The organism is Roseobacter sp. EG26, from assembly GCF_049830555.1.
Classification (GTDB): Bacteria; Pseudomonadota; Alphaproteobacteria; order Rhodobacterales; family Rhodobacteraceae; genus Roseobacter.
In genome coordinates this window covers 12,107-26,349 of the sequence record NZ_JBNBLH010000007.1, presented here as the reverse complement: position 1 = coordinate 26,349, position 14,243 = coordinate 12,107, and the positions used below count along the sequence as shown (strand labels likewise).

Sequence of the window (14,243 nt, the reverse complement as noted above, 5' to 3'; positions counted from 1 at the left end):
CTAGAATGGCTCGGCTCTCGGGCCGATCAGTTCCTATATGGGTCATCGAGACCCAGTTTGCCAAGTATTTCGGTTTCCAATGCCTCCATGAGCGTGGCATCGCGGTCACGGACGTGATCATATCCCAAAAGATGTAACAGGCCGTGAACGATAAGGTGGGTTACGTGATCTTCCATAGATTTTTGCATTTCGGCTGCTTCGCGCAGGCAGGTTTCAAAGGCGATGGCGATATCACCGAGCTCGTATGTCCCGTCGAAATCACGTTCCGGCGCCTTGGGACGGGCACCGTCAACATCGGGTGCGAGGTCCACAGCCGGCCAACTCAATACATTTGTAGCGGTTGTTTTGTCGCGAAATTCCGAATTCAGATCGGCGATGCGCGCGTCGCTGCACGCCAGCAGCGAAATTTCTGCATCTTCCGGGGCGATACCAACTTTGCCAAGCGTTGCCGTCACGGCGCTTCCGGCGAGAGATTCCAGCGGCACCTGCGCCCACCCATCGGCTTCGATCAGAACCTCAAGCATGAATTTGCCCTGCGCTTCAAAGCCACGCCGTTACGCCGGTGGTGTGTCGGCTTCATAAGCCTCGATGATCGCCGCAACCAAGGGGTGGCGCACAACATCTTTCGACGTGAAATAGTTGAAACTGATCTTCGGGATCGTTTTCAGCAAACGTTCAGCATCCGAAAGGCCCGAAGACACACCGCGCGGCAAATCAATTTGGGTCCGGTCGCCGGTGATCACCATGCGCGAGCCCTCTCCGAGGCGGGTCAGAAACATCTTCATCTGCATGGAGGTGGCATTTTGCGCCTCATCCAGAACCACAAAGGCGTTCGAAAGCGTCCGTCCGCGCATGAAAGCCAGCGGCGCAATTTCGATCTGCTTTTCTTCGATGAGTTTGGCCAGTTGCTTGCCCGGTAGAAAATCCCCCAAAGCATCGTAAAGGGGCTGCATGTAGGGGTCGACCTTGTCCTTCATGTCGCCGGGCAGAAACCCCAGCCGCTCACCGGCTTCAACCGCAGGACGCGATAGGATGATCTTGTCGACCTGACCCGCAAGAAACATGGAGACGCCGACAGCAACCGCCAGATAGGTTTTGCCGGTCCCCGCCGGGCCAATGCCAAAGGCAAGTTCGTTCTCAAACAGCGACTGCACATAGGCCTTTTGAGCATCGGTACGCGGTTCGACCCGTTTCTTGCGGGTCTGTATCTCGATCCGGTTGCCGATTGGCATTTCCAGCTGATCACCGTCCTGAGTGCCGGTCGCCTCCTCGAACGGGCCCATGCGCAACTCGCGGTCCACATCCGCGGGCTCGACCACGCGACCCGCTTCGAGCCGCGCGTAAAGCGCATGCAGGACACGCAGCGCGTCACTGCGTACATCCCCCTCCCCCAAGACGTTCAGCTGGTTGCCGCGCCGAACAATCTGAACCCCCAGCGCCTTTTCGATTTGCGCCAGATGAGCATCATAGGGGCCGCACAGATCAATGAGCAGACGATTGTCAGGAAATTCGATTTTGCCACCGGGCGCGGCACTCAGAGCTTCTTGGGAACTTTGGTCGCTGACAGCCAATCGCTGATCCTCGGGCATGGGGTTGTTCGGACGGTGCCAATTACACAGCGGCAGCGCAAGCGCAACCACATTAAATTCACAAAAATTGGAACAAATACTGGCATAAGAAAGGGCGCGCCGATCATTGCGGTGCGCCCTGAGCTTTTTCGATAGCTATGAATCAGAAGATGTCGCCGATAATCGTTGTGGCACCGCCTTTGAAATTGCCCGTCGTTTGCGTCGGAGCAGCGATTCCCGAGCAGACCGGTTTTCCGGTTTTCCGGTCCAGTCGGGCGGAAAGATAACCTTCGAGCCCGTCGTCGATGATCCAGTGATCACAGCCGTTTGGATCCACCCAGATACCGGCCTTCAGTTCTGACAGATCTTTGGCGTCAAAGCCATCATCCGCACCCTTGCTGGCACCTAATTCGCCACAGCCGGCAAGCGCCAGAGAGAAGGCTGTGAAAAAAACTGCTTTAGAGAATTTCATTGTGAGCCCTCCCTACCGAATACATGTGATTTCAACGCGGCGATTCTGTGCTCTGCCGGATGCGGTTTGATTTGATGCTTTGGGCTGACGTTCCCCATACCCGCGGATATCAGAGATAGACGCCCCCTGCGATCGGGCGATACCCGCGACGGTATTGGCCCGCGCAAGAGACAACTGCATGTTCGCTGCATCTGACCCCTGGCTGTCGGTATGGCCGGTGATCACATATGAGCGCGCCTTGGTTGTCGCAAAAAATTCGATCAGGCTGTCGCGCCCGCTGGCGCTGATGCTCGGGCTGCCGCTGGCAAAAAACGGGTCCGCGTTCAAAACGCCGCAAACATTGCCCTCGCGGCAGACCGGCAGGCCGTCTCGCGTAACATGCGGTGTCATGAAACCTTCGGCGCCATCATCCATAACCCAATGCTCGCAACCGTCCGGATCAACCCAGATATTGGGTATATATTGGCCCCGGTCCAGCCCCCCCTGCGAGTTTTCCTGAGCAGCACTTATGCTGCCAGCTACCGCAACCACGCCGCTGATCACAAAACAGGCAAGCGGACGCCCCATGCCGAAAAAATTAAACCCCAAGGCCTCTACCTCGCTTTAGCACTCGAACAAGTCACCGCAGACCGGAACGGATTGCGGAAAAAAATAACAACCAGATGTCTAAAATCTAATGATATTTGCTGCAAGCCTAGGCATTTATTGTCTCTGCTCAAGCACTACTGAAGTCTCAGCCTGCAGATTTCTGCCATTCTGTGCAAAGTTAACCCTTATTTTCGCCGCAATGCTGCCAAAGAATTTCGCTTGGCCTCAGTGATTCTCACCGGAACGATGTCACCGATCTGCGCATCGGAGTTGTCGATATGCACCGCATGCAGGTACTCGGATTTCCCCACCATCTGCCCCGGATTGCGCCCCGTTTTTTCGACCAGGACAGACAAGTCACGCCCCACCATCTCATTTTGTATTTGCTGCTGCTGATCGGTAATCAGCGCCTGAATGCGTTGCAGCCGTTCATCCGCTTCGTTCGGGTCCACCTGTGGCCGTTCGGCAGCGGGCGTGCCGGGACGGGTGGAGTATTTGAAGGAATAGGCATAGCCGTATTTCACCGCTTCGATCAGCGCGAGTGTCGCCTGAAAATCTTCTTCGGTCTCTTCCGGAAACCCCACGATAAAATCGCCGGACATCAGGATGTCGGGGCGCGCGGCACGAATGCGTTCAATGACCCGCAGATAGCTTTCAGCGGTGTGACTGCGGTTCATGCGCTTGAGGATGCGATCCGACCCCGATTGGACGGGCAGATGCAGATAGGGCATGAGTTTTTCACAAGCCCCATGCGCATCGATCAGGTCATCGGTCATGTCGTTGGGGTGGGATGTCGTAAACCGGATGCGTGCCAGCCCGTTGATCTCGTTCAATTTCCAGATCAGATCGGCGAGGGTTTTTTCCGAACCATCCTCTCCTGCACCGTGGAAGGCATTCACATTCTGGCCCAGCAAGGTGATTTCACGCACGCCCCGGTCCACTAATTCGCGAGCCTCTTCAAGAATTCGCGCCACCGGACGGCTGGTTTCAGCACCCCGGGTGTAGGGAACCACACAAAAAGCGCAGAATTTGTCGCAGCCCTCCTGTACGGTCAAGAACGCTGAAGGGGCCCGCGCGGCCTTGGGGCGGCTCTTCAAGGCGGCGAATTTATCCTCCTGAGGGAAATCGGTATCGAGCGATTTCTCACCAGAGCGGACCTGCGCCTCCATTTCGGGCAAACGATGATAGGACTGTGGCCCGACGACGAGATCGACGGCCGGTTGGCGGCGCATGATCTCTTCGCCCTCCGCCTGGGCCACACATCCTGCCACGCCGATCTTCAGATCAGGTTTGGCGGTTTTCAGCGCCTTCAGCCGCCCCAGTTCGGAATATACCTTTTCGGCGGCTTTTTCGCGAATATGGCAGGTGTTGAGCAGGATCATATCCGCTTCTTCGGCGTCTTTAGTCTCCACATAGCCCCGCCCACCGAGGGATTCAGCCATCCGCTCACTGTCGTAGACATTCATCTGACAGCCGTATGTTTTGATGAATAGCTTTTTGGGCTCTGCCATGGGTCGGATCCGGATCATAAGGGGTTGGCGCGGTGCCTATCAGCACAGGCAATGGCTTGCAATGCACGTCAATTTAACTGATTCTGGGCAATGATCGCTTTCGGAGCCCTCTATGCACTATACCAGCCTGAAAGATTTTCAGAAAAGCGGCGCCGCCACGCTGACCCGGGGCCCCGTTGCGCTGATCTTCGTCGAAGATGATGTCGAAGTGGCCACGACGCTCCGACATCATCTTCAGATTGGCTTTGCCACGGTGATCGCGTTTATGCCTGAGATGTTTGACCTGCCCGACGATCTGGACACCTTGGTGCACCGCATTGATTACGATGCCACGGTCGAGAACGCCGTCGAAGAGGCGGTCAGTCGATTGGCCGCGCTGGCGGCCGGGCAGTGGATGTTTTACTGCTACAACGCCGAATATTTGTTTTTCCCCTTCTGCGAGACACGCAGCATCGGCGAGTTGCTGGCATTTCATTCCGAAGAACGCCGCGATGCCATGCTCACTTACGTGATCGACCTTTATTCAGACGACCTGTCACACCATCCAGATGCGGTGTCACTCGACCGGGCGCATCTGGACCGCTCAGGTTATTATGCGTTGGCGCGAAAAGATGCGCAGCGTAACTATGATCCAAAAGACCGGCAGCTAGACTTTTACGGCGGGCTGCGCTGGCGCTTCGAAGAGCATATTCCCCACGCGCGGCGCAAGATTGACAGGATCGCTATTTTTCGAGCCAAACCGGGACTGGCCTTGCGTGAGGATCACACTTTCTCGGATGAAGAATACAACACATACGCCTGCCCCTGGCATCACAATATCACCGCAACGATCTGCTCGTTCCGCACCGCAAAGGCACTCAAGAGCAACCCGGGCAGCACCCATGAAATTCCGACTTTCAAATGGCACAATTCAGCGCCCTTTGAATGGCACTCCCGACAATTACTTGATCTGGGGTTGATGGAACCCGGCCAATGGTTCTGACGCGTCAGACGCGGCCATAAGCCCGAAAATGAATTCCGGGCCATTCTGTGGAACCAAACAGAAAGCCAATCCTCGCGCGGGCTCGGCCCCCCTGAAATCGGAGTTTAACGGGAATGGTATCGCGGCTTCGATCCGTTTGTGACGCTATGTCAGGGTACTTTCGGAACGCCTGGGTTCGCCCCGCCCGAATGACTGACAAAGCAGGCGAGAACGCCCCGCTCTCTGAAATTCAGGATTTACGGCGCAGACGGATGACCACGTCAACCGATGCAATCTCGGCACCTTCCGGTGCGTCGGGCAGTCGCGCAATCACCAACTCTTCCGATGGGGCATCGGTCAGGGTTGCGTCATCTTCCCAGTAGAAATGCGGATGATCGTGGGTATTGGTATCGAAATAGCTTTTCGATCCATCCACCGTGACTTCCTGCATCAGACCAACGTCACAGAATGCTCGAAGCGTATTATAGACCGTGGCCAGTGAAACCGCTTCGCCATGCGACTTGGCAGCTTCGAACAGGCTTTCTGCCGTCACGTGCCGATGCTGCCCATCACCGATCAGAAGCGCCGCCAGGGTGACCCTCTGCCGTGTTGGCCTGAGCCCCGCTTTCGCGAGCCATGATGTCCCTACGTTATGTTGCGCACTCGTCATGACAGCCTCTTGTGTCCTTACATTCGCTATATAAGGGATACACAGGTGTGTTTTCAATCGGATTCCGGCGATTTCCAATAGCCGTTGTCACGAAGTTTTCTTAAGAATTCCTGACACCTCTGCGGGTCCGTTACTCTTGCAGAGTTCCCGAACCGGGTGCTAGAGGGGTTTGAATAACAAGACTTGCCCAGCAGGAGACGCGCCAGAATGGCCCAATACCCGACAAATTTCGACAAAGATGACCTGCTAAAATGCGCCCGCGGCGAGCTTTTCGGGCCCGGCAACGCCCAACTCCCCGAACCCCCGATGCTGATGATGGATCGGATTACCGATATCTCTGGCGACGGCGGAGAGCACGGCAAAGGACATGTTGTCGCAGAGTTCGATATCCAGCCCGATCTATGGTTTTTTGAGTGCCACTTTCCGGGCAATCCGATCATGCCCGGCTGCCTGGGGCTTGATGGGCTCTGGCAGCTTACGGGTTTCAACCTAGGCTGGCGCGGCTGGCAGGGGCGCGGCTACGCGCTGGGGGTCGGTGAAGTGAAACTGACCGGTATGGTCCGTCCCGATCGCAAGATGCTGACCTATTACGTTGATTTTACGAAAGCCATACAGACCCGGCGCTTGACAATGGGGGTTGCCAATGGCCGTGTGGAAGCAGACGGCGAAACCATCTATCAGGTGACTGACATGAAGGTCGCGCTGTCAGAAAGCTGACGCCTGAACACGCATCGAAGGAATGAAGGAGAGCGCCATGCGCCGCGTCGTCGTGACAGGATTGGGGATCGTCTCATCCATCGGGAACAATGCCGGAGAGGTTCTGGCCTCTCTCAAAGCGGGCAAGAGCGGCATCGTCGCCAGCCCAGAGATGGCAGAACATGGGTTCCGCAGCCGGGTCGCCGGCACGCTCAAGATCAACGTATCAGAGCATATCGACAAACGCACATTGCGGTTCATGGGACCAGGCGCTGCCTATGCCTACATCGCAATGGCCCAGGCGATTGAGGATGCCGGGCTGGGCGAAGAGGTGGTTTCCCACCCGCGCACCGGTCTGGTGGCAGGCTCTGGCGGTCCCTCCACCAGTGCCATGCTGACCGCGCACAACGTCGTCAAAGATACCGGTGCAACCAAACGTATTGGCCCTTTTGCGGTGCCGAAATGCATGTCCTCGACGGTCAGCGCCAACCTCAGCACGGCCTATAAGATCAAGGGCATCAATTATTCGATCACTTCGGCCTGCTCGACCTCACTGCACTGCATCGGCAACGCAGCCGAACAGATCATGCTTGGCAAGCAGGATGTGATGTTTGCCGGTGGCGGCGAAGAGCTCGACTGGACGCTCTCCTGCCTTTTCGACGCGATGGGCGCGATGAGCAGCAAGTATAACGATGCGCCGGACAAAGCGAGCCGCGCCTTTGACGCCAACAGGGACGGGTTCGTGATCTCCGGCGGCGGCGGGATTGTCGTGCTGGAAGATCTGGATCACGCGCTTGCACGGGGGGCAGATATCTACGCTGAAGTGACCGGCTATGCGGCCACATCGGACGGCCACGACATGGTGGCACCCTCTGGCGAAGGCGGCGGTCGCGCTATGCAGATCGCCCTTGAGACGTTACCAGCGGGCCGCAGTGTCAGCTATATCAACGCGCATGGCACCAGCACTCCTGCCGGTGATCAGCCGGAAATCGAAGCCGTGCGCCGCGCCTTTGAGGGCATGAACCAGCCGCCTGTCAGTTCGACCAAATCGATGACCGGGCACAGCCAGGGGGCTGCGGGCGCGCAGGAAGCGATCTACTGCCTGCTGATGCTGAAGGAAGATTTCATCGCGCCTTCGATCAATGTTGAGACCCTGGACCCGGCGTTCCAGGCTGATGAGATTGCCACGGCACTTGTCGAAAATGCCGGGCTCGATTCCGTGATGACCAACTCTTTCGGTTTTGGTGGCACCAACGGGTCCATGATCCTGTCCAAGTATCAGGGGTAAGAGAGCACATATGTCTGGTCTACTGAACGGAAAACGCGGCCTTGTCATGGGGGTGGCCAATGAACGCTCCATCGCTTGGGGCATTGCCAAAGCCATGGCCGAGGCGGGCGCAGAGCTGGCGTTCACCTATCAGGGTGACGCCTTTGGGTCCCGGCTCGCGCCCCTCGCAGCTTCGGTCGGTTCGGATTTCATGGTCGACGTCGATGTGACCGATGACGCCTCCCTCGACGGCGCTTTCGAGAAACTGGGGGCGCGCTGGCCGACAATCGACTTTGTCGTGCACGCCATCGCTTTTTCAGACAAGAACGAGTTGACGGGCCGGTTCCTCAACACAAGTCGCGCCAATTTCAAACAGACCATGGACATCAGCGCTTATTCTTTCATCGAGGTCGCGCGCCGGGCGCATCCTTTGATGGTCGAGAATGGCGGCACCTTGCTGACGCTGACCTACCAGGGCAGCAACACGGTTGTGCCAAATTACAACGTCATGGGCGTGGCCAAGGCTGCGTTGGAAAGTACCACCCGATACCTGGCCAATGATCTGGGTCCCGATGGCATTCGCGTCAATGCGATCTCACCCGGGCCGATGAAAACGCTCGCGGGTGCAGCCATTGGCGGCGCGCGAAAAACGCTCAAACACACGGATCAGAACGCACCCTTGCGCGCCAATGCAACCCTGGAGGCCGTTGGCGGGACGGCCGTTTATCTGGCCTCCGACGCAGGAGCCTGCACAACCGGCGAGATCATTCGCGTTGATGGTGGCTATCACGTGCTCGGCATGCCACAGGGCGAAAACATCTAGCATTTGAAGCAAGGGGCCGGCGATAACGCCCCACTGATGCCATATTCGATTTGTACGCTCATTTCATGTTTCAACGTGCTGATTCCCGTACCCTGCGACAAGCTCGCTATATCCGGCGCGCAAGCCGCGCGCGCCTCTTCGCCTGGCTGTTGATGCCGGTAACTGCCGCCACTTTTTCAGCGGCCATGTGGTCCGATCCGGTTCTGCAACCCAAGCTACAAGCCGGCCTGGAGACATCCAAACCGATCATCAATGCCCTGATGCAGGGTGAATTCCCCACCGACGAAGCGCGTGAGTTGCAAGACGCCGCTGTTCAAAAGGCGGCTGAGCTTAACGCAAAGATCGCGGGGCTGCCAATCGCCCGCACACCCGTCAACCGTCCGGGAGACGACAGCTAGCCGCACAGCGCGATCAGCTGATGGAAATCAACTCAATGTCGAATTTGAGGTCCTTGCCTGCGAGCGGATGATTTGCGTCCAGCGTCACGGTCGCCTCATCAACGTCCACAATCATAACCGCCATGGCCTGCCCGTCAGGTGTCTGCATCTGCAACTGCGTGCCGATATCAAGCTTGATATCCGCCGGAATACCCTCCCGTGGCACCGCCTGACGCATCTCCGGATTCAAGGGGCCATAGGCCTCGGCACAAGGGATATCGACAGTTTTCTTGTCGCCAACTTCCATTCCCGGCAAGGCCACATCCAGCCCGGGAATAATCTGGCCCGAGCCGACCACGAATTCAAGCGGGTCGCGCCCATCCGAACTGTCGAAGGTGGTGCCGTCCAGCAACGTCCCTGTGTAATGAATGGCGACGGTGTCTCCCGATTTAACTTGGGTCATCAAAATTCCGATCATGTTCTGGGAAAGAATGGCGGAGGCCGCGTGTCTGCACGGGTTCTCCTGAAGATGTGAACAAATTGCCCATGTTGGCCCAGCGAGTAAACCCGAAATTCTGCATTTGGGACTTTTCGGTCGGGCAGAGCCGTGACACTCTGAGACAAGAGACTGCCGGAGAGGGTATCACCATGCCAGTAACGACCTGCGTTTTTGACGCTTACGGCACATTGTTTGACGTGGCAGCGGCGGCAAGACAGGCAGCGGCTGAACCCGATTTCGCGCAACTATCAGACACCTGGCCCGCGCTGGCGGAACATTGGCGCCTGAAGCAGCTACAATACACATGGCTGCGCGCCGTGGCGGGCGCCCATGACGATTTCTGGAAAGTCACGCAGGACGGGCTGGATTGGGCGCTGGAAAAGACCGGTCTGCACGGCGATGCGGCTTTACGCGAAAGATTGCTGGCGCTCTACTGGGAGCTGGAAAGCTACGCGGAAGTGCCTGCCATGTTGCACAGTCTGAAAGCAGGCGGATTACAGACAGCAATCCTGTCCAACGGCTCGCCCGATATGTTGCAGGGTGCCGTAACCTCCGCTGGCATTGCTGATGTTCTGGACGATACGCTCTCGGTCGAGGCGGTTGGCGTTTTCAAACCCAATTGGCGGGTTTACGACCTTGTCGAAAAACGATTTGGCTGCGCCAAAGAAGAAGTTCTGTTCGTTTCCTCCAATGGGTGGGATGCGGGTTGTGCGACCGGTTATGGTTTTACCACCGCCTGGGTTAATCGGGGGGGCGATCCGGTGGACCGCTTGCCCTGGACACCACATCACATCCTTGATGACCTCTCTGGCATCCCACGATTGGCAGGTCTCTAGTGGCGCGATTCAAAGCATCAGACGGGTTGTGGCTTCACTATACTGACGAAGGCGAAGGGCGTCCGGTGCTCTGCCTAGCAGGGTTGACCCGCACAACCGCAGATTTCGACTATGTCACGCCACATCTTCGAAACCTGCGGCTGATCAAAATGGATTACCGCGGACGCGGATATTCCGATTGGGATCAGAACTGGCAAAACTACGCTCTGCCGGTTGAGTGCCGCGATGCGTTGGAACTGCTGGACCATCTGCAAGTCGAAAAAACCGCGATCATCGGAACGTCCCGCGGGGGTCTGAACGCCATGGGCCTTGCGATGGGAGCCAAGGACCGGTTAACCGGCGTGGCGCTGAACGACATTGGCCCGGTGATCGAAGCGGAGGGACTAAAGTTCATCTCCGGCTACTTGGGACGCAATCCATCGGCTAAAACCCATGCCGACGCAGCGCATATTCTGGCGCAAAATTCGCCGGGCTTCATCGATGTTCCGCAAAACCGGTGGCTTGAGGAAGCCTACAAGCATTTTCGCGAAACAGATGATGGGTTGGAGATCACCTACGATCCAAAATTGCGCAACGCGGTCGAGGCACTGGGCGCACAGGCGGCCCCCGACCTTTGGCCCTATTTCGATGCTTTGGAAGGGCTGCCATTGGCGTGTATAAGGGGGGAGAACTCCAATCTGTTGAGCGCCGAAACGTTTCTCGAAATGGGGCGCAGACGTCCTGATATGATCAGTGTGACCGTCCCGGGCAGAGGGCATATTCCATTTCTGGATGAACCCGAGTCCGTCGCCGCACTACAAACCTGGATTGAGGCATTGCCATGAACATAGAAATGATCAGAGCAGCGGCACAGCGTCTTGAAGGGCATGCCCGCAGGACACCACTGCTGTCTTCCCCCTTTCTGGACGAGATCGCTGGACGCCGGGTCTGGGTAAAGGCGGAATGTCTGCAGCACACCGGCAGTTTCAAATTTCGCGGCGCGTGGTCTGCGGTGTCAGCCCTTCCCGAAGACGCGCGCGCGCGCGGCGTCATTGCCTTTTCCAGCGGCAATCACGCGCAGGGAGTGGCCCTGGCGGCCCGGGCGCATGGTGTCAGCGCAGTCATCATCATGCCCCAAGACGCCCCGCGCGTGAAAATTGACAATACCAAAGCCCTAGGAGCGGAGGTTGTGCTCTATGACCGGGCCGCCGGGGAGGACCGGGATGCCTTGGGAGATAAGCTTTCAGCGCAGCGTGGCCTGACCCTGATCAGACCCTTTGACGAACCGCAGGTTATCGCCGGGCAAGGGACCGCCGGGCTGGAGATTGCCCAACAGGCCGCTGAGCAAGGCATTTCCAAGGCAGACGTTATCGTCTGTTGCGGTGGCGGTGGCTTTTCGTCGGGCATTGCCCTTGCACTTGAGGCAGAGGCTCCGGGGCTGCGCATGCGTCCGGCAGAACCGGAAGGGTTCGATGATGTCGCGCGCTCGCTCCGATCAGGGCGGATCGAACGAAACGCAACCCAATCGGGCAGCCTGTGCGACGCGATTATCACTCCGCAACCGGGCGTCCTGACATTTCCGATATTGGCACGATTGGCTGGCCCGGGTCTTGTCGTCAGCGAAGAGGATGCCTTGCGCGCCGTCGCCCTTGCGTTCAACCGGCTCAAGGTCGTGGCCGAACCGGGCGGCGCGGTGGCACTGGCAGCCGCTCTTTTTCACGGCCATGAGATCGAAGGCGATGATGTTATCGTCACGATCTCGGGTGGCAATGTTGACAACGACGTCTTTGCGCGCGCGCTTGCGCTTGACACTCCGACCTCGCAGCAAAAAAGGGAAAGCGCTGCATGAATATGCTCGATCTAGGTGACGTGCGGTTGCACTACCGCGTGGATGGGCCAGATGATGGCGCAACGGTCGTGTTCGCAAACTCGCTGGGCACCGATCTGAGGCTGTGGGACCCGGTCCTACCCTACTTGCCCGAAGGTATTCGCATCATCCGCTACGACAAACGCGGCCATGGTCTTTCAAGTTGTCCACCCCACCCCTATTCCATGGGCGCGCTGGTTACCGATGCAGAAAGACTGCTCGATCATCTTGATGTCCGGGAGTGCGTCTTTGTGGGCCTTTCCATCGGTGGAATGATCGCCCAGGGGCTGGCCGTCAAACGATTGGACGTGATCCGGGCGATGGTGCTGTCGAATACCGCTGCCAAAATCGGGACGCCGGATATCTGGTCAGAACGCATTCGAGATGTCGAAGAAGGCGGCATTGAAAGGCTCGCCGATGCTGTGATGGAGCGCTGGTTTTCCAGGAGTTTCCGTGCGACGCCAGCGCTTGAGCTTTGGCGCAACATGCTGACGCGGCAGGAGGACGTAGGCTACATAGGATGCTCTGCGGCCATTTCAGGGACAGATTTCTACACCACCACAGCCAGTCTTCGCCTGCCAACGCTCGGCATTGCAGGCGCTGAAGACGGTTCCACACCACCCGATCTTGTGAGAGAAACCGTGGATCTGATCCCCGGGAGTCAGTTTCACATCATTCGAAAGGCGGGCCATTTGCCTTGCGTGGAACAGCCCGAGGAATATGGCGCGATCCTGACGAGATTTCTCAGAGAGGTCGGTCATGTCTGACGTCGCCGACCAATTGCCCGGATTTCTCTGAACATGGCTGCAAGCGTTTTTGACAGCCCTCTCTTTTCTCAACTTTTCCCCACTGGCGAAACCGGGCGGCTCTTTTCTGACAGTGCCAGCATACGCGCGATGTTGTTGGTTGAAGGGGCATTGGCAAAGGCGCAGGGTGAGCTTGGTTTGATCCCTGAGATCAGTGCCGCCGCCATTCATCGTGCCACGCTCGAAATACAAATTGACCCAGGCGCGCTGGCGAAAGCCACCGGTGAAAACGGCGTGTCCGTCCCGGGGCTGGTGGCGGCCTTTCAGGCGGAAATGAATGCGCCCGAACACGCCCGATATCTGCATTGGGGAGCAACGTCGCAGGATATCATAGACACCGGGTTGATGCTGCGCTTACGTCAGGCACTGACCCTGGCCGAGGCTGAGTTGCGCAGGGTCCTTGAAAACCTCGGTCGTCAGGCAGAAGCCTTTGCCGACTTGCCGATGGCCGCACGCACCTATGGGCAGCAGGCGACGCCTACAAGCTGGGGCGCCGTTGTTGCTGCCTGGGGCGCGCCATTGCTGGACGCGCTGGACGCTCTGCCCGAGGTGCGCAAACAGAGCCTGTGGGTCTCTTTGTCAGGCGCAACTGGGACCGCTTCTGCCTTGGGTGAGTGTCCACCGGCACTCCGAACCGCCCTTGCCGATGGTCTGGGGCTGCAGGATCCGGGCCGCTCCTGGCATACGGATCGCGGCCCGCTATTGCGAATCGCGGGTTGGATGACGCAGGTCACGGCGCAACTGGGAAGTATGGGGCAAACCCTGACCGGAATGGCTGCAACAGAGTTACAAGAGGTCTCCCTGGGCGAGACCGGTGCGTCTTCGACAATGCCGCAGAAACAAAACCCAGTTGGGCCTTCCGTACTGACAGCGCTTTCCTATCAGATGGGGGGTCTGACAGCGGGTTTGCAGAAGGCCACGTCACATCAATTTCAGCGTGATGGGGCTTGCTGGTTCACTGAATGGATGGTGATACCGCAGATTGCGCTGACCTGCGCGGCGGCACTTCAACAAGCATCTGCGCTATCGGGTACGCTTCAACCCAACGCCCAAAACATGGCGTCATCGCTGCAAAGCGGCCTTGGGTTGATCCACGCCGAAACGCTCAGTTTTGCATTATGCGCGAAAATGCCGCGTCCCGCCGCAAAAAACGAAGTCAGGGCGCTTTGTGCCGAAGTGACCCGCACGGGAAAGACGCTTGCCGAACTTGCCCTGGCGAAGCACCCCGACTTGCCCAAATCTCTTTTCCAGCCCGACGCGCAACTTGGTCAAGCACCAGCGGACGCGCTCCGGTTCGCCGAGCGGGTTCGGGCGCTCTGAGTG

17 protein-coding genes are annotated in these 14,243 nt (G+C 57.9%); 10 read left to right on the top strand and 7 right to left on the bottom strand.

Annotated features, from left to right (window positions below):
• Positions 1–26: 26 nt before the first annotated feature.
• From ybeY to miaB, 5 genes are all read right to left on the bottom strand, one after another.
• Positions 27–524 (bottom strand): rRNA maturation RNase YbeY, encoded by a 498-nt coding sequence (gene ybeY, locus ACOTTU_RS15940; protein WP_425659493.1) that lies wholly within the window; start codon positions 522–524, stop codon positions 27–29.
• A 30-nt stretch (positions 525–554) separates the two neighbouring features.
• Positions 555–1,589 carry a PhoH family protein gene (locus tag ACOTTU_RS15935; protein ID WP_425659491.1) on the bottom strand — a complete coding sequence of 345 codons (1,035 nt, stop codon included), beginning with the start codon at positions 1,587–1,589 and terminating at the stop codon, positions 555–557.
• 142 nt (positions 1,590–1,731) lie between these two features.
• Positions 1,732–2,040, bottom strand: coding sequence for a hypothetical protein (locus ACOTTU_RS15930; RefSeq protein ID WP_298915017.1), 309 nt, complete (start codon positions 2,038–2,040; stop codon positions 1,732–1,734).
• Between the two features lie 12 nt (positions 2,041–2,052).
• The gene (locus tag ACOTTU_RS15925; protein ID WP_425659857.1) at positions 2,053–2,607 is read right to left on the bottom strand and encodes an OmpA family protein; all 555 of its coding nucleotides are present in this window, start codon (positions 2,605–2,607) and stop codon (positions 2,053–2,055) included.
• A gap of 206 nt (positions 2,608–2,813) precedes the next feature.
• A complete protein-coding gene (gene miaB / locus ACOTTU_RS15920) occupies positions 2,814–4,139 on the bottom strand; it encodes a tRNA (N6-isopentenyl adenosine(37)-C2)-methylthiotransferase MiaB (RefSeq protein WP_425659489.1) in 1,326 nt (441 codons plus the stop codon).
• A gap of 112 nt (positions 4,140–4,251) precedes the next feature.
• Here miaB and ACOTTU_RS15915 point away from each other — a divergent pair, with 112 nt between their 5' ends.
• The gene (locus ACOTTU_RS15915) at positions 4,252–5,121 is read left to right on the top strand and encodes a hypothetical protein (protein WP_425659487.1); all 870 of its coding nucleotides are present in this window, start codon (positions 4,252–4,254) and stop codon (positions 5,119–5,121) included.
• A 229-nt stretch (positions 5,122–5,350) separates the two neighbouring features.
• Here the strand turns inward: ACOTTU_RS15915 and irr are convergent, their stop codons facing one another.
• Entirely contained in the window at positions 5,351–5,770 is a 420-nt protein-coding gene (gene irr / locus ACOTTU_RS15910) for a Fur family transcriptional regulator Irr (RefSeq protein ID WP_298915006.1), read from the bottom strand.
• A gap of 207 nt (positions 5,771–5,977) precedes the next feature.
• On the opposite strand from irr, the gene fabA reads away from it, so the two are divergent.
• From fabA to ACOTTU_RS15890, 4 genes are all read left to right on the top strand, one after another.
• Entirely contained in the window at positions 5,978–6,487 is a 510-nt protein-coding gene (gene fabA / locus ACOTTU_RS15905) for a bifunctional 3-hydroxydecanoyl-ACP dehydratase/trans-2-decenoyl-ACP isomerase (protein WP_298915003.1), read from the top strand.
• A 37-nt stretch (positions 6,488–6,524) separates the two neighbouring features.
• Positions 6,525–7,754 carry a beta-ketoacyl-ACP synthase I gene (fabB, locus tag ACOTTU_RS15900; RefSeq protein WP_425659485.1) on the top strand — a complete coding sequence of 410 codons (1,230 nt, stop codon included), beginning with the start codon at positions 6,525–6,527 and terminating at the stop codon, positions 7,752–7,754.
• A 10-nt stretch (positions 7,755–7,764) separates the two neighbouring features.
• On the top strand, positions 7,765–8,556 hold the full coding sequence (locus tag ACOTTU_RS15895) for an enoyl-ACP reductase FabI (protein WP_425659484.1): 792 nt from the start codon (positions 7,765–7,767) through the stop codon (positions 8,554–8,556).
• Positions 8,557–8,621: 65 nt separating this feature from the next.
• Positions 8,622–8,954, top strand: coding sequence for a hypothetical protein (locus tag ACOTTU_RS15890; protein WP_298914992.1), 333 nt, complete (start codon positions 8,622–8,624; stop codon positions 8,952–8,954).
• A gap of 13 nt (positions 8,955–8,967) precedes the next feature.
• On the opposite strand, the gene ACOTTU_RS15885 is transcribed toward ACOTTU_RS15890, so the two are convergent.
• Positions 8,968–9,396 (bottom strand): FKBP-type peptidyl-prolyl cis-trans isomerase, encoded by a 429-nt coding sequence (locus tag ACOTTU_RS15885; protein ID WP_425659482.1) that lies wholly within the window; start codon positions 9,394–9,396, stop codon positions 8,968–8,970.
• A 185-nt stretch (positions 9,397–9,581) separates the two neighbouring features.
• Here ACOTTU_RS15885 and ACOTTU_RS15880 point away from each other — a divergent pair, with 185 nt between their 5' ends.
• From ACOTTU_RS15880 to ACOTTU_RS15860, 5 genes are read left to right on the top strand one after another with little or no spacing between them, the layout of a single operon-like run.
• Entirely contained in the window at positions 9,582–10,268 is a 687-nt protein-coding gene (locus ACOTTU_RS15880) for a haloacid dehalogenase type II (RefSeq protein WP_425659855.1), read from the top strand.
• Positions 10,268–11,092: an alpha/beta fold hydrolase gene (locus tag ACOTTU_RS15875; RefSeq protein WP_298914984.1), complete on the top strand. Its 825-nt coding sequence runs from the start codon at positions 10,268–10,270 to the stop codon at positions 11,090–11,092. The genes ACOTTU_RS15880 and ACOTTU_RS15875 overlap by 1 nt, the downstream gene beginning before the upstream one ends.
• Positions 11,089–12,096, top strand: a complete 1,008-nt coding sequence (locus ACOTTU_RS15870; protein WP_425659479.1) for a threonine ammonia-lyase — start codon at positions 11,089–11,091, stop codon at positions 12,094–12,096. The genes ACOTTU_RS15875 and ACOTTU_RS15870 overlap by 4 nt, the downstream gene beginning before the upstream one ends.
• Positions 12,093–12,881 carry a 3-oxoadipate enol-lactonase gene (pcaD, locus tag ACOTTU_RS15865; protein WP_425659478.1) on the top strand — a complete coding sequence of 263 codons (789 nt, stop codon included), beginning with the start codon at positions 12,093–12,095 and terminating at the stop codon, positions 12,879–12,881. Before ACOTTU_RS15870 ends, pcaD begins: the two co-directional genes overlap by 4 nt.
• Before the next feature lie 33 nt (positions 12,882–12,914).
• The gene (locus ACOTTU_RS15860; protein ID WP_425659476.1) at positions 12,915–14,240 is read left to right on the top strand and encodes a lyase family protein; all 1,326 of its coding nucleotides are present in this window, start codon (positions 12,915–12,917) and stop codon (positions 14,238–14,240) included.
• The last annotated feature ends 3 nt before the right edge of the window (positions 14,241–14,243 follow it).

Excerpts from the sequence above, each read along its gene's own strand:
- ACOTTU_RS15890 (WP_298914992.1), top strand. The coding sequence starts at position 8,622 with ATGTTTCAACGTGCTGATTCCCGTACCCTGCGACAAGCTCGCTATATC.
- ACOTTU_RS15885 (WP_425659482.1), bottom strand. The coding sequence starts at position 9,396 with ATGACCCAAGTTAAATCGGGAGACACCGTCGCCATTCATTACACAGGG.
- ybeY (WP_425659493.1), bottom strand. The coding sequence starts at position 524 with ATGCTTGAGGTTCTGATCGAAGCCGATGGGTGGGCGCAGGTGCCGCTG.
- miaB (WP_425659489.1), bottom strand. The coding sequence starts at position 4,139 with ATGGCAGAGCCCAAAAAGCTATTCATCAAAACATACGGCTGTCAGATG.
- ACOTTU_RS15895 (WP_425659484.1), top strand. The coding sequence starts at position 7,765 with ATGTCTGGTCTACTGAACGGAAAACGCGGCCTTGTCATGGGGGTGGCC.
- irr (WP_298915006.1), bottom strand. The coding sequence starts at position 5,770 with ATGACGAGTGCGCAACATAACGTAGGGACATCATGGCTCGCGAAAGCG.
- ACOTTU_RS15860 (WP_425659476.1), top strand. The coding sequence starts at position 12,915 with ATGGCTGCAAGCGTTTTTGACAGCCCTCTCTTTTCTCAACTTTTCCCC.
- ACOTTU_RS15930 (WP_298915017.1), bottom strand. The coding sequence starts at position 2,040 with ATGAAATTCTCTAAAGCAGTTTTTTTCACAGCCTTCTCTCTGGCGCTT.
- ACOTTU_RS15870 (WP_425659479.1), top strand. The coding sequence starts at position 11,089 with ATGAACATAGAAATGATCAGAGCAGCGGCACAGCGTCTTGAAGGGCAT.
- fabA (WP_298915003.1), top strand. The coding sequence starts at position 5,978 with ATGGCCCAATACCCGACAAATTTCGACAAAGATGACCTGCTAAAATGC.
- ACOTTU_RS15925 (WP_425659857.1), bottom strand. The coding sequence starts at position 2,607 with ATGGGGCGTCCGCTTGCCTGTTTTGTGATCAGCGGCGTGGTTGCGGTA.
- ACOTTU_RS15915 (WP_425659487.1), top strand. The coding sequence starts at position 4,252 with ATGCACTATACCAGCCTGAAAGATTTTCAGAAAAGCGGCGCCGCCACG.
- ACOTTU_RS15880 (WP_425659855.1), top strand. The coding sequence starts at position 9,582 with ATGCCAGTAACGACCTGCGTTTTTGACGCTTACGGCACATTGTTTGAC.
- fabB (WP_425659485.1), top strand. The coding sequence starts at position 6,525 with ATGCGCCGCGTCGTCGTGACAGGATTGGGGATCGTCTCATCCATCGGG.
- ACOTTU_RS15935 (WP_425659491.1), bottom strand. The coding sequence starts at position 1,589 with ATGCCCGAGGATCAGCGATTGGCTGTCAGCGACCAAAGTTCCCAAGAA.
- pcaD (WP_425659478.1), top strand. The coding sequence starts at position 12,093 with ATGAATATGCTCGATCTAGGTGACGTGCGGTTGCACTACCGCGTGGAT.